Raw genomic sequence first — 14779 nt, forward strand, 5'->3', positions numbered from 1 at the left:
TGATATAGATGTATAAATTATGTTGCATCGTTATGACAACATAACGGTGCAACAAATCAATTACTAAATATAGATCTAGGTGAGAGACCGTTTACAAAATTCTGTAAAAATTGATCCCTCCGCAACAACTTCAGGTTGTAAGTCCAGCTCTCCTTGCAAACGACAGAAATTAATTAAATGATTGTCTGAATTCCAGTGGAGAAAGACTGGTTTTGCTTTTAAACAATTTATTAAAAGATTGAGGATGTTCAAAACCCAATTGGTAAGCAATCTCCGCAACAGACGTGTTGCTGGTCGAAAGGATTTCTTTAGCTTTCTCAATGAGTTTTTGGTGAATATATTGTTGGGCATTCTGGCCAATCAATGACCGGAGCATATCGCTTAAATAACGAGGAGAAACGTGCAATTGCTCTGCCAGAAACTGAACTGTCGGCAGGCCTTTATCCAGGGTAGTTTCATTATTGAAATAATCATTCAGCAGGCTTTCCGCTTTAGAGAGTAGATCATTGTTCACTGCTTTTCTGGTAATAAATTGTCGTTTATAAAAACGATTACTATAATTCAGCAGCAATTCAATTTGCGTTACAATCACATCCTGGCTGTAATCATCTATGGGCAGCTGCAATTCCTCTTCAATATGGTTAAATATGCTTAAGATCGTAGATCGTTCTTTATCCGAGAGGTGCAAGGCCTCATGAATATCATAAGAAAAGAAGCCGTAGTTTTTAATATTTCTTCCCAGGGGATAACTCCTGATGAAATCAGGATGAATGAGCAAAGTATAGCCTAAATATTCCGTATCATCCGTTGTAGCCAGTAATTGGTTGGGGGAAGTGAAAACCAGACCACCTTCATCAAAATCATAATAATTTTGTCCATATTTTATTTTTCCGTTGGGGCCTTTTTTATAAGAGATCTTATAAAAATTCAGAAGAAAAGAAGCAGGCAACTGATCCTTATCTACAGAGATCAGCGTATTGTCAACCAGACATACCAATGGGTGCAAAGGCTTTGGTAAGCCCAGCACCCGGTGTAAGTCGGATATCGAATTAAATTGATAGGGAATATGTTCTTCCTTCTTCATCAGTACAAAGATAAGCGGTTTATTCTTCTAAAAACGTTTGTGCCATCTGTTTTCTAAAAGCTTCATCGCCAAGTTGTAAACGTTGTGCATAGAGTGCTTTTGCATCTTCACCAGCAACATATCTTAATTTATCTTTTCCATCTGTGGCCGCCTCATAGACTACAGCAGCAATGTCTTCTGCAGAAGTAAAATGATCCTCGTTAAAACCGGAGAACATTTTATCTACCCATTTTTGATAAACAGGGTGGGTAGACATGTCTGCTGAACGGCTCAGGAAATCTGTTTTAATTCCACCCGGAGAAACGGTTTTGATACACACACCAATTTTTCCCAATTCGAAAGCCATACTCTCACTCCAGCCTTCCAGTGCCCATTTAGTGGCATGATAGACGGAGCTGAAAGGAAATGTAATTAATCCGCCTATAGAGGTGGTGGAAATAAAAAGACCCGCTTTTTTTTCTCTGAAATAAGGAATAAATGCCTGGGTTACGCGGATCACCCCTAAAATATTTGTATCTAACTGACGAACCAGCTGCTCATCTGTAGTGGATTCCAGAGGCCCCATTAATCCGTAACCAGCATTGTTAAATACCACATCAACCGGACCTAAAGCAATCGCCTTTTGGACGGCATCTGTAATCTGATTTGGATTGGTTACATCCAAAGGCAATAAACTGATGTGATCTGTAACGCTCAATTCCTTTTCGTTTTCTGGTTTACGCATGGTTGCGATGACTTTCCAACCCTTGGCTGCAAATAACTTAGCGGTTGCTTTTCCTAAACCGGTAGAGGCACCTGTAATGAATATTGTTTTCATGTTCTTGATCTATTTTGTACCACAAAGTTCCATGAAAGGGCATTCATCCAGGTATCCAAACTGGAATTTATTGTAGCCAAAATGGTATTCTAAAAAACGAAGACGATGACTGACCAAGCTTTATTTATTTAATAATTTCTTTTTAGTTTTTTAAACATTAGTTTTGCTATGGCCACCTGGCTATATTGATTTCATGCGTCCCTACAAAGCCTCCAAATATTCCGATGAAATCCTGCTGGATCTGGTTAATTCCCGTGATGACCGTGCCGCGTTTACAGAAATTTACCATCGTTACTGGCAAATCCTGCTGGATGCTGCTTACCAGAGGCTCAAATCCAGAGAAGCCTCAGAAGAAATTGTGCAGGAAATCTTTGTGAATTTTTTTCTTAGACGCCATGAAGTTGAAGTTAAAAGTAATCTGGAGGCTTGGTTGAAAACAGCCCTTAAGTATAAAGTGTATAATGTTTACCGGTCTCAACAGCTGCACCAGAAACATCTTGAGGGAATTATGCGTGAGACCCACTCTTCGCCTTTGCCACCAGATGAGGCCATGTCTATTAAGGAACTCAAGGAGCGCATCCTGTCTGTAACAGACAAACTACCTGATAAATGCAGGGAAGTATTTATACTCAGCAGAATAGAACACCTCTCTCAGCAGGAAATAGCCATTCGTTTAAATATTTCAGTAAATACCGTAAAGAAGCACATCACCAAAGCGATACGCATCCTGAAAACTGAATTTAAAGAAAATCATTTTGACTTATTATTGCTGATTCTTTTTTTTAACGTCTTTAAATAAAACGTTTTATCAAATTAATCATCTAATTATCTGTATGTTATCTTTTTGTTAAAAGAAAATGCACTTACGGGGTAGCACCTTTTTCCATCTAAGGGTATTATTAGTTAAAGGGCCCTTTAATGGATAACGAAAAGATACTTTACCTGCTTGATCAATACAATAACGGAACCGCTTCTGCTGAGGATCTGAAAGCGCTCGACAACTGGTACAATAGTTTTGAGCAAGATGAAAAGCTAACCAATGGGTTACCGGGTAGTAAAGTGAAAAATATAGAAAAGAGAATGCTATTTGGTATTGACCAGCGGATAGATGCAGCAACTACCGGATCAAAGCCAATTTCAAGAAGACTATCGATTCAACAATGGTTGACCGTAGCAGCGGCCGTATTCCTGATTCTCTCTTTGGCAGGTTTTTTCGCCGTCAAAAAACTTCCTCTTTTCCATACAGAAGATACAGTTGGAATAGATGTGTTGCCGGGAGGGAATAAAGCAATACTCATCTTAGGTAATGGTAAAAAGATCGATTTAAATACACAGACATCAGGAATTATTTCACAGGAGTCTGGTACGCAGATTACAAAATCAACGAATTCCAGTTTAACTTATATTGCTGACCATAGCAATAACCAGAACAACCTAAGCCACATCAGCACAAACACAATTGTTATTCCAAATGGCGGACAGTATGAAGTTCAGCTTCCCGACGGAACACATGTCTGGCTCAATGCCGCTTCTTCATTAACCTATCCAACCCGATTCACCGGGCATAACAGAAAGGTTAAATTGACAGGAGAAGGATATTTTGAGGTCGCAAAAGACAAGCTTAAACCTTTTGAGGTAGAAACAGCAGACCAGCAGGTTCAGGTTTTAGGTACTCATTTCAATATTAATGCCTATGCCGAAGAAAAAATTCAAAAAACAACCCTTCTCGAAGGATCGGTCAAGGTCATTTCGAAAAACAATTCGATTTTGATTAAACCATCAGAGCAGGTTATCAATCAAAACAACGATTTGAGCGTAAAGACAGTCAATTCTGCAAATGCCATTGCCTGGAAAAACGGCGTTTTCCAGTTTGATCATACAGAACTTCGCAGCTTAATGCTTGACCTTTCCAGGTGGTATAACGTTGAAGTCGTTTATGAAGGCCATATAAAGAAACGTTTTTTTTCGGGTACAATTGATAAATCCTATACCCTGGTAGAGGTTTTAAAGGTTCTGGAATTAGGACGTGTTCACTACCAAATAGAGCAGGCAAGAACGGCAAACAAACAAGCAAAACTGGTGATCATTCCTTAAAAAAAGCAAATCAACAACCAATTATAAACTGAAGGTCTAATCTAAATTAAACAATATGACGAAATAATTTACAAACTCAACGAAGACAGGTTGATAAAAAAGAAACCGGGGAGCGCTTGGAACCCTTCCCCGGATTGTGTCTGGGTCAATCCTGAACCACCTGGTTAGAAACCAGCAGGGTTAAAAGATTAATGAACTGTTTTATATATCACATTTACCCAAACGTACAAAAGTATGAATTTAAACTTATGTACAGGGCCAGTCTGGAAAAGACCTGGGTCTGTATTGAAATTTTTGATGGTAATGAAAATGATTGTCCTGATAATCACCATCGGATGTTTACAGGTTTCTGCTAAAAGTTATGCACAACTTGTATCCATCAATGAAAAAAATATAGCGTTAACTGAAATTTTTGGTCAAATCCAAACGAAAACCGGTTATAGGTTTTTTTGGGAACAAAATGATCTTTCACAGGTTAAATTATCTGTAAAGATCAAAAATGCCACTTTGGAGAATGCATTGGAGCAGGTTTTCAAAGACCTGCCTTTTACCTATTCCATTACCAAAAAATCGGTCGTTATCCAAAAGAAAGAAAAGACCCTTTTTGAAAGGATATTTTCTGTATTTGCAGTTGTAGATGTCAAAGGAAGGGTTGTAGATGATAAGGGACTTCCTTTACCGGGCGCAACAATCAGTGTTAAGAACGAAAGCTATAGCAAAGGATTGGTCAGCGATGCCAACGGAGAATTTACATTGAGCCGTGTACCGGATGGCCTTTATGCAGTAGAAGTGTCTATGGTTGGATTTGTGAAGTATACCAACTCCATCACTATAAATGCAGAGAATAAACGTATAGATGTCACATTGGTACCCTCTGCAGACAATTTGAGCGAAGTGGTGGTGGTAGGTTATGGCACGCAGCAGAAAGTAAATGTAACCAGTTCCGTTGTTACGGTGTCCAGTAAAGAGATTGAAAACCGGGCAGTTCCCTCGGTACTGAATATCCTGCAGGGGGAAGCGGGTGGATTGAACATCCAGCAAACCGACGGTAATCCAGGCTATGGATCAACATCGGTAGATATCCGTGGCAACAGTACATTATCCAGTAACCCTGTTTTGTACATTGTTGATGGTATGGCGGTAAACAGTATTAACTATTTAAACCCCAGTGATATTTCTTCTGTGAGTGTGCTTAAAGATGCTTCTGCAACAGCTATATACGGTGCCAGGGCATCGGGAGGCGTATTGTTGATCACCACTAAAAAAGGAAAGCAGAACAGCAAGCCGGAACTGCAATACAGTACGATGGTTGGTTTTCAGCGGCCGGCAAGACTACCTAAATTTGTGGATGCACCGCAGTTTGTAGACTTGTACAATCAAGCCCAGCTGAATGACAATCCAGGTGCACAAGTAAAATATACGCCAGAGCTGGTCCGGAAATACAAATCGGGCGAATTGCCAAGCACCAACTGGTTACCTTATATCCTGGACAATCAAGCCATGCAAAACCAGCAAAACCTCAGCATTTCAGGGGGAGGCAATAATATAGATTATTTTATTTCAGGAGGTTACATGAACCAGGGAGGATTGATCAAAAACGTAGATTACAAACGTTACAGCTTAAGGGCAAATGTAAATATGCAAGTGTCTAAGAGATTAAAGTTGGGCATCAACTCTGTATTGACTAAGGAAGACAAACAACAGCCGGCCTATGGTACTGGAAATGCGCTGCAATGGTCTTATATCGTTCCGGTAACTGAATATCCTTATACCAAGGCAGGAAATGACCGGAGCTATCGCGGCGGATCCCAGCCCAATGACATTATGACCAGGGCAGGGGTTCAGAACGAAAACCTGAATACCATTAATACAAACTTTCTGGCAGAGTTTAAGATTCTGGATAACCTGATCCTGAACGGTACCTACGGTTACAACTACACCAATAGTTTTACTTCTGCCTTCAACAATAAATATCCCTTGTACAATGATGATGAGCAGATCGTGGTGTACAACAACAATCCCAACAGCGCTTATAAAGCGAACTATTCCCAAACACATCCAACCGCACTGCTCACTTTAAATTATGCCAAAGATTTTGACAAGCATCACTTTAAAGGATTATTTGGTTATTCACAAGAGCAGGACCGGTACGATTTCAACAGCATAACCCGCTGGGGTTTCCTGAACAATTCATTAGATCAGATAGATGCAGGTTCTTCTGATCCGACCTTGACCAATGTTTCAGGAAATGCAACTTCATACGCTATCCAATCCTGGTTTGGTCGTCTCAACTATGACTTTGATGGTAAATATCTGCTTGAAGCCAATGCGCGCTATGACGGTACTTCGGTCTTTAAGAATAAAAAATATGGATTTTTTCCATCTGTATCTGCAGGATGGGTAGCCTCGAAAGAGAATTTTTTTAAATCTCTGAACAATGTGGTTAACTTTTTAAAGGTCAGAGGTTCTTATGGACAGGTTGGAAATCAGAATGCAAGTGGTTTATATCCATGGGCCAATACCATTGCACAAGACAAATATGTCTTGAATAAAGCAAGTGTAACCACCACTTATTACAATAATTCACCCAATCCTGACTTGACCTGGGAAGTTAAAACCACAGCCAATCTTGGTCTTGATTTTACCCTCCTGCAACACCTGGACATCAGCCTGGATGTTTTTAGAGACCGTACTACAGGTATATTGCGGTCACCAAATGTTCCGTCTACGTATGGGATTGGTGCACCCCAGCAAAATGTAGGTAAAATGCAGAATCAGGGCTTTGAACTTAATATTGCTTATCGAAATCATATCGGCGATTTTAATTATCATGCTTCAGTTAACCTTTCCGACAGCAGGAACAAGATCCTTGACCTGGGTGGAACAGGACCAAGTTATGGAGACAATCCACTTGTTGTAGGTCAGTCACGCTGGATATGGTACGGTCTGCAGGCAGAGGGACTCTTCCAGTCAAAAGAAGACATTGCCAATCATGCCACACAAGATCCAAGGGTACAACCGGGAGACATTAAATTTAAAGATGTGAACGGCGACGGAAAGATCACACCAGATGACCGTGTCATTTTAGGCCAGGCTACACCACATTATCGCTATGGAATTACCTTAGGCGGTTCCTACAAAGGCTTTGACTTTTCGTTATTGCTGCAAGGCGTAATGAGTAATCTTGCCCGTGTAACAGGTGGAGCGCAGGTCCCATTCTTTTTTAATGGTGATGGAAATATTCTCCAGTCACAACTGGATTACTGGTCTCCCTCTAATCCGGATGCGCGTTATCCCATCCTTAGAACCGATCAATCCATTAACAATGGGCAGTTTTCGAGTTGGTGGCTGTTTAAAGCCTCTTACCTGAGATTTAAAAATGCACAGCTGGGCTATACTTTTTCTAATACGCTGACCAGGAAAATAGGGGTTGCCTCGATAAGGATTTTTGCAGCAGGAGATAATTTGTTTCTGATCACCAGTAAGAACTTCCCGAAAAGCCTGGATCCGGAGATCCCGAATTATGGTGATGGATCTAATTATCCTCAGGTACGTAACCTGAGCCTGGGTTTAAACGTAAACTTTTGATATCGGCATACACCATGGTCTATCTTAATCCTATAACGATGAACAATAACATGAAAAAAATAATCGTAGTCTGTGCTGCAGTGATCACCTGTTTATTTGCAGAGAGTTGCAAAAAGGGACTGCTTGATCAAAGCCCGCTCAACCAAATCACAGACGGTACATACTGGCAATCTTCCGACGATGCTGTTATGTTTGCCACAAGAATGTACACCTATATGCCTCAGGATAATTTTGTTTATTATGAAGGCATGAGCGATAACGGAATCACCAACGACAATAATACCCGCCGTTTTGGTAACAGCACGCAAGATCCAACCATCAGTTCAAAAGAGTGGAGCTATGAACCGATGAGACAAGCTTACAGCTTCTTTTCCAATGTAGATAAAGTACCAGGTATGGATGCCGGGTTAAAAAAACGGCTTGTTGCAGAAGTAAAATTCGTAATGGCTTACCGATATTTCATAATGACCACCCTATATGGGGATATCCCATTTGTACATAGTCTGATCACAGATCCTAATGCTGCCGATTTACCTAAAACGCCTAAAGCAGAGATCACTAAAAATGTGATCCAATGGCTGGATGAAGCTGCGGCAGATTTACCCGCATCTTATACCGGTACAGATCTTGGGCGGGCAACAAAAGGGGCAGCAATGGCTCTAAAAGCCAGGGTATATCTTTACAACAGCCAGTATCCGGAAGCAGCTGCGGCTGCCAAAGCCGTAATGGACCTGAATATTTATCAGTTGTATCCAGATTACTATGCTTTCTTCCAGAAAGACGGAGATTACTCTTCAGAAGACATCTGGTCGTTTGGTTACACGCTGTCTGTCCGGCAAAACAGTTTGAGAGATATTCTTGGATCTCAGGCACTCATGAACGGCCGGAACATTCTGGACCCTACCGCAGAACTGGTGTCCGATTACGAAAGTAAAAATGGATATTATCCTTATACAAAAGATCCGTCTTATCTGGCTACAGATCCATTTAACAACAGAGATCCCCGGTTAAGACAGAGTATTTTATGTCCGGGAGATATCTTCCCTTATCCTAATTTTCCAAACATCAATCAGTACGATCCTTTTAACAACGCGGGTGATCGGATAGGTGGGGATCTGGGCTCCCGTTCAGGTTTCTCCTGGGCAAAAAATGTAGACCGTTATGACTATGTCCGTTCGGGTACAAACAACTGGAAAGCTTTTCGTTTTGGAGAAGTACTGCTAAACTATGCAGAAGCCCAAAACGAAGCGGGGGGACCAACAGCCGAGGTGATTGCTGCGATCGACAAAATTCGCATCAGGGCTAAAATGCCAACTGTTGCACAGACTTTTGCCATAAATAATATACTTGTCAGTCAATCTACCTTACGTACCTTTATCAGACATGAAAGAAGAATAGAACTGGCTGGCGAAGGATTGCGCTATTTCGATATCCTGAGATGGAAGATCGGAGAGCAAGTGATGCAGGGACCGATTTATACAGTGGATGCTTCTGCCGGAATTACGGCCATTAGTACCGCCAACGGAAAAATTAACAAGTACCCTAAAACAGTTATAGAAACCAGATTTTTTAATAATCCCAAGTTCTATGTGTGGCCGATCCCACAATCTGCAATTGATGCTTCAAAGGGAGTTTTAACCCAAAACCCTTTATGGAAATAGTAAAGAATTAACCACAAATAAAAAACAATAAAATACACACATGAAAACAAAATTCTTATTTTTCACCCTAGTCATGGCGCTTTATTTTTCCTCAGAGCTCCGTGCTCAGAACAAGGAAACACAGGCAAGCCCTCTATCAGAACTCCAGCGTAAATTTGTAGAGCTCCGTTTCGGTATGTTCATTCACTTTAATATACCTACCTACGAAGATGCAGACTGGCCAGATCCGGAAACTCCCGCTGCTGATTTTAACCCGACTAAACTCAATGCAGACCAATGGGCCAAAGCCGCTAAATCAGCAAACATGACTTACGGCTGTATTACCACAAAACACCACAGTGGATTTTGTATCTGGGATACCAAGTCAACAGATTACAATGTGATGAACAGCCCTTATAAAAAGGATGTGGTTAAACAATTTGCAGATGCCTTCAGGAAAAACGGATTGAAGGTGATGCTGTATTATTCTATCCTGGATACCCATCATAAACTACGCCCTAATGAGATTGTACCAAGTCATATCGAAATGATCAAAAAACAACTCACTGAATTATTGACCAATTATGGTCCGGTAGAAGCATTGATCATTGATGGTTGGGATGCACCATGGTCCAGAATATCTTACGATGATGTTCCTTTTGAAGAAATCTACAAACTGGTCAAATCTTTGCAGCCCAACTGTATAATGATGGATCTGAACGGTGCCAAATACCCTTCAGACGGATTGTATTATACCGACATCAAAACCTATGAAATGGGCGCGGGGCAACACCTTTCCAAAGAAACCAATACCATGCCCGCTTTAGCCTGCCTGCCTTTGCAAAGTTCCTGGTTTTGGAAAAGTGATTTTCCGGGAACAGCGGTTAAAAATCCAGAGAAGCTGGTTAACGAGACACTTCTTCCTCTGAACAAGGCAAACTGTAATTTTATCCTGAACGTAGCTCCAAACAAAGAGGGCTTGTTTGATGATAATGCTATTGCTGCCTTAAAAGAAATTGGAAAGTTGTATAAAAACAATCCGGTACCTGCTACATTTAAAGCTACAGGAGCGCCAATTATTTCCACTAACCTGGCCAGGAACCAGCCTGCAAATTCCAGTTGGAGCGAGGATATGAATATTATGGACTTTGCGAACGACGATGATTTCCACAGCTCATGGCAGTCCAATTCAAGAGTTAAAGAACCTTGGTACGAGATCGATTTCCGCAGCCCCGAAACGTTTAATACTGTAATTGTTTATGAAACCAAGCCCAACATAAAAAAATATAAATTAGAGTATTACGACAATAAAGTCTGGAAACTGCTTTTTGAAGGAGAAAACCTGAACAGGGTAAAACTACATCGTTTTGATAAAATTAAGGGCGATAAAGTCCGTATTTCTATCCAGACCTATAGTACAGCTCCATCAATTGCAGAGTTCCAAGTCTATAATGAGACCAGGTAAAATCATTCAGAAGGGTTGGTGACCCGAGAAATTTAATTTAAACTTTAGAAGGGCCGGGATGAAGTATTTCATCGGCCCTTTTTTTTAATTCTACCAATTTCTGCTGTATCTCAACATTCTTTTTTTTCAGTTCGGCAGCTTTCTTGAACAACTCTTCGTTGATCTTTTGTTGCGGAGCCAGATTTTCTGTTTTTTGTTGATTTTCCATAGTGAGAGAGATTAGGGTAAGAGGAGTGAGCTAATCTAATTTATTGTTGTTGTATGAATTCTATTTTAAATTCAGATTAACTCTTGCACCAAAGCTAGCAATAATTATTTAGAATCATTAAAAATAACTTATTGATTTAAGGAAAGTTTATATAGATTTGCCGTTGATTAGATTAAATCTAAATAACCTTAAATTAAATCAGAAAAATGAAAACACTCAAACCATTCTTCATCATGCTATTGTTTATTGCAATAGCCAATCAGCTCTCCGCCCATGCGGTATGGATAGAAACCGCGGCTAATGGTAAAATTGGCCAGGCACAGGACGTTAAAGTTTATTTCGGTGAATACGGCCAGGGCGAACGGGACAAAGTAGAAAAGTGGTATTCAGATTTGAAGGATTTAACCCTTTGGCTGGTAGGTCCGGATGGAACCAAAACGCAACTTCCTACCACTATTGGAGAGAATGCTTCCCAAGCTTCCTTTACACCGCAGAAAGATGGAATCTACAGTTTACAGATCAGTCATAAGTCTAAAGACCTTCACGAAGGAACACAATACGAGTTTTTGGCCAGCAGCCATGTATTTGTAGGTAAAACATCGAGTCAGATCGACCCGGCATCCAGTAATAACGAGCTTCAGGTATTTCCTTTGAAAGGTACTTCCTGGAAAGCTGGTACAGCAGTTAAAGTAAAAGTGTTACACCAGAAAAATGCAAAAGCAGGTAGTACAGTTCAAGTATTTTCACCCTCCGGCTGGTCAAGGGAACTGACAACGGCTGAAGATGGAACTGTAAGTTTTATCCCTTTATGGCCAGGAAAATATGTACTGGAGGCCAGCAATTTCAGCAAGGATCCAGGCGAAGCAAACGGAAATCAATATAAAGCTCTTTGGCAAGGTTCTACTTATAGTTTTGAGGTTAAAAAGTAGCGATAAAAATGAAAGCAAGCTTAGCAAAACTATTGGTTTTGCCTTTTCTCATGGTCTTGACCTTAATGAGTTCTCTAAATGCGGTTTTTGCACAATCCTCAACAGGAATCATCACAGGGGCTGTCACCACAAATGACAATAAACCAGCATCTGGGGTGAGCATTAAAGTGGCCGGTTCTTCAAAAAGTACACTGGCTAATGAAGATGGCTATTTTGAAATCAAAAACCTGTTGCCTGGACATTATGAACTTAAAATTTCTCTTGTCGGCTACCAAACCCAGCAGGAAAAAGTAACGGTACAGGCCGGAAAAACCTCTAATGTATCGATCCAGTTGAAGCTGTCGAAGAACCAGCTTAATGAAGTAGTTGTTACTTCTGGTCATGCCAAATTCGCAAAAAAGGAAACTGAATATGTAGCCCGGATGCCACTCAAAAATCTGGAAAATCCCCAGGTGTATTCGGTGATCTCTAATGAGGTTATGAAAGAGCAAATTGTTGTAGATTACAAAAGTGCACTTAGAAATGCAGCTGGAACTTCTACTTTACTTCAGGCTGCAAATGGAAGGGCATATACCTTTATGCGTGGCTTTATTACAGGCAATTTTATCAGAAATGGGGTGTCTGCCTATCAGTATTCCGCTATTGATCCAGCCAATGTAGACCGCATTGAAGTTATCAAAGGCCCATCGGGTACTTTGTTTGGCTCGAGTATGGTTTCTTACGGAGGCCTGGTTAACAGAGTAACCAAGAAGCCATTTGATACTGCGCATACAGAGATTAGTTATACCGGTGGAAGCTTTGGCTTAAACCGGATCACGGCCGATATCAATAGCCCGGTAAGCGAAGATAAACGCGCATTGCTGAGAATAAATACGGCCTTTCACAGCCAGGGAAGTTTTATGGACTCAGGCTTTGAAAGAAATTACCTCATTGCACCAAGCTTTACCTATAAAGTCAACGATAGGCTGAGCTTTAATGTGGAAGCCGAGCTTTATCAGCGACATACTGCAGCTATTTCATCTTACGATTTTCAAAATACGGCACTTTGGGCCAATAAGAGTTTAAAAGATGTAGGCTTAGGCTACAACCGCTCTTACTCCAGTAATGATGTGGATACTCGTTTATTGAACTATAATGTTTACTTACAAGCCAATTATAAGATCAGTGACCAATGGACTTCACAAACCTTGTATACCGTTAATGGGGTAGATGCACCCGAGCAATACTTTATGAACCCCATAGTCATGAGTGGTGATTCCTTACAACGTTCGGTTGGGAGGCTATCTGATCGTTACCATACCCTGCAGATTCAGCAGAATTTTAACGGAGATCTGCACATCGGGTCTGTTAGAAACCGCATTTTGGTAGGATTGGATTATACGGGCTATGTGCAGGATCCCAATTACTATTTGAGCAGTAAGTACGATGTTATCAATTACAAACTACCCGCTACGCCATTTATCTCCAAAGCGGATCTGCAAAAAGCATTAGACACCATACCTGCCTCTCCTTCGGACCAGCGTACGAATAATTATGCAGCTTATGCGGCTGATGTGATTAACGTTACAGACCGTTTAATTGCTATGCTTTCTTTAAGAATTGACCATTATCAGGATAAGGGTACCCGTGATTTAAATTCTGGTATTACAGCCGGAGGTTTTTCTCAAACCAAACTGTCGCCTAAACTTGGGTTGATCTATCAGCTGCTAAAGGATCAGTTGTCCGTTTTTGGAAATTATCAAAATGGTTTTAGCTATGGATATGGCCAAAAAAGCCAGGATGGAAAATTGTTTAAACCAGAGCAGGCTTATCAATATGAAGGAGGGGTGAAACTCGAAACTTTCAGTAACCGTTTGTCTGCTACGTTGAGTTACTATAACATTTTGGTAAAGGATAAATTAAGAGCAGACCCAACCAATCCAAATTTCTCCGTTCAGGACGCCACCCAGAGCAGTAAAGGTATAGAAGCAGAACTGATTGCCAACCCTTTTAGTGGCTTTAATATTATGCTGGGATACGCCTATAATAAAAGTGTTTATACCAAGGCAGATGCAGATGTACAAGGAAAGCGACCTTACAGTACACCATTAAACATGTTCAACGGATGGGCAAGTTACACCATTTCAAGAGGTATCCTTAAAGGCGCGGGCATTGGCGCTGGTGGAAATTATGCCAGCAAAAGTTTCTTTGACGATTCCAATACACTTCTTATACCTTCATTTGTGGTCTTGGGAGCAACTGCGTTTTATGACCGTCCATCGTACAGGATAGGATTGAAAGCTGATAACCTGAGCAATGAACAATATTGGGGCCCATTTGGACAAGCCCAAATGCCCCGTTCTTTCTCCGCTAATTTTACAGTTAAGTTTTAAATTTTTGTGATCCCGGAACCTGCCGGGATCACAGTTGTAACGCTTAAGGTTTATTGATCCTTTTATTCAGTAATATATAAGCGGTGAGTAAAGCACTCCCCGCAAAAATAGCTATATTGGATAAAGAAAATCCGGTTTTTATTAAAGTGAGCAGCGAGTAAACTACTAATGCAAAAGACAGGACCAGCAATATTTTGATTTTAGACATTCAATACAAATTTTAAAATTGAACAGAAAGCCCGAAACTAAGGATATTTCCCCGAAGCCGGAGGCATTTTTAGTAGCTTCTTAAAATTGTGCTATAATTTTCCGGTTTATTGGTCTTTACGCCTTCAATTTAAGAAGGTGATGTGTTTGGAATCAGTTCTAAATTGATTTAGTATGAGTGCGCTATGAGTGCGCTATGAGTGCGCCATGAGTGCGCCATGAGAGCGCCTTTTTTCATAAAAAGGCGCTCTCATGGCGCAAGGATTCTGGTGTCACTCCGCAGGCATACTGAAGGGATATGTAATCATTTCTAAACCAAATATTTTTCTTTTTCGTAACAGAATCAAATAACCACATGTTTACAGCGGGTAAATC

11 protein-coding genes are annotated in these 14779 nt (G+C 40.6%); 7 read left to right on the plus strand and 4 right to left on the minus strand.

Annotated features, from left to right (window positions below):
- Positions 1-169: 169 nt before the first annotated feature.
- Both DBR11_RS16550 and DBR11_RS16555 read right to left on the minus strand, forming a co-directional pair.
- Complete coding sequence (locus DBR11_RS16550; RefSeq protein WP_108553762.1) at positions 170-1084, minus strand: AraC family transcriptional regulator; 915 nt, start codon at positions 1082-1084, stop codon at positions 170-172.
- Between the two features lie 19 nt (positions 1085-1103).
- The gene (locus DBR11_RS16555) at positions 1104-1901 is read right to left on the minus strand and encodes an SDR family oxidoreductase (RefSeq protein ID WP_108553763.1); all 798 of its coding nucleotides are present in this window, start codon (positions 1899-1901) and stop codon (positions 1104-1106) included.
- Positions 1902-2094: 193 nt separating this feature from the next.
- Here DBR11_RS16555 and DBR11_RS16560 point away from each other — a divergent pair, with 193 nt between their 5' ends.
- The 5 genes from DBR11_RS16560 to DBR11_RS16580 all read left to right on the plus strand — a co-directional run bounded on the left by DBR11_RS16560 (position 2095) and on the right by DBR11_RS16580 (position 10688).
- The gene (locus DBR11_RS16560) at positions 2095-2700 is read left to right on the plus strand and encodes an RNA polymerase sigma-70 factor (protein ID WP_108553764.1); all 606 of its coding nucleotides are present in this window, start codon (positions 2095-2097) and stop codon (positions 2698-2700) included.
- A 119-nt stretch (positions 2701-2819) separates the two neighbouring features.
- Entirely contained in the window at positions 2820-3995 is a 1176-nt protein-coding gene (locus DBR11_RS16565) for a FecR family protein (RefSeq protein WP_108553765.1), read from the plus strand.
- Between the two features lie 234 nt (positions 3996-4229).
- Entirely contained in the window at positions 4230-7583 is a 3354-nt protein-coding gene (locus DBR11_RS16570; protein WP_108553766.1) for a TonB-dependent receptor, read from the plus strand.
- Positions 7584-7633: 50 nt separating this feature from the next.
- Positions 7634-9244, plus strand: coding sequence for a RagB/SusD family nutrient uptake outer membrane protein (locus tag DBR11_RS16575; RefSeq protein ID WP_158275305.1), 1611 nt, complete (start codon positions 7634-7636; stop codon positions 9242-9244).
- A gap of 40 nt (positions 9245-9284) precedes the next feature.
- Positions 9285-10688 carry an alpha-L-fucosidase gene (locus DBR11_RS16580; protein WP_108553768.1) on the plus strand — a complete coding sequence of 468 codons (1404 nt, stop codon included), beginning with the start codon at positions 9285-9287 and terminating at the stop codon, positions 10686-10688.
- Positions 10689-10725: 37 nt separating this feature from the next.
- Here the strand turns inward: DBR11_RS16580 and DBR11_RS29635 are convergent, their stop codons facing one another.
- Positions 10726-10896, minus strand: a complete 171-nt coding sequence (locus DBR11_RS29635; RefSeq protein ID WP_158275306.1) for a hypothetical protein — start codon at positions 10894-10896, stop codon at positions 10726-10728.
- Positions 10897-11102: 206 nt separating this feature from the next.
- On the opposite strand from DBR11_RS29635, the gene DBR11_RS16585 reads away from it, so the two are divergent.
- Positions 11103-11825: a DUF4198 domain-containing protein gene (locus DBR11_RS16585; protein ID WP_108553769.1), complete on the plus strand. Its 723-nt coding sequence runs from the start codon at positions 11103-11105 to the stop codon at positions 11823-11825.
- A gap of 8 nt (positions 11826-11833) precedes the next feature.
- Complete coding sequence (locus DBR11_RS16590; RefSeq protein ID WP_108553770.1) at positions 11834-14197, plus strand: TonB-dependent receptor; 2364 nt, start codon at positions 11834-11836, stop codon at positions 14195-14197.
- Between the two features lie 43 nt (positions 14198-14240).
- Here the strand turns inward: DBR11_RS16590 and DBR11_RS29640 are convergent, their stop codons facing one another.
- Positions 14241-14405, minus strand: a complete 165-nt coding sequence (locus DBR11_RS29640) for a hypothetical protein (RefSeq protein WP_158275307.1) — start codon at positions 14403-14405, stop codon at positions 14241-14243.
- Positions 14406-14779 lie beyond the last annotated feature (374 nt).

It is taken from the genome of Pedobacter sp. HMWF019, from assembly GCF_003061025.1.
Taxonomy (GTDB): domain Bacteria; phylum Bacteroidota; class Bacteroidia; order Sphingobacteriales; family Sphingobacteriaceae; genus Pedobacter.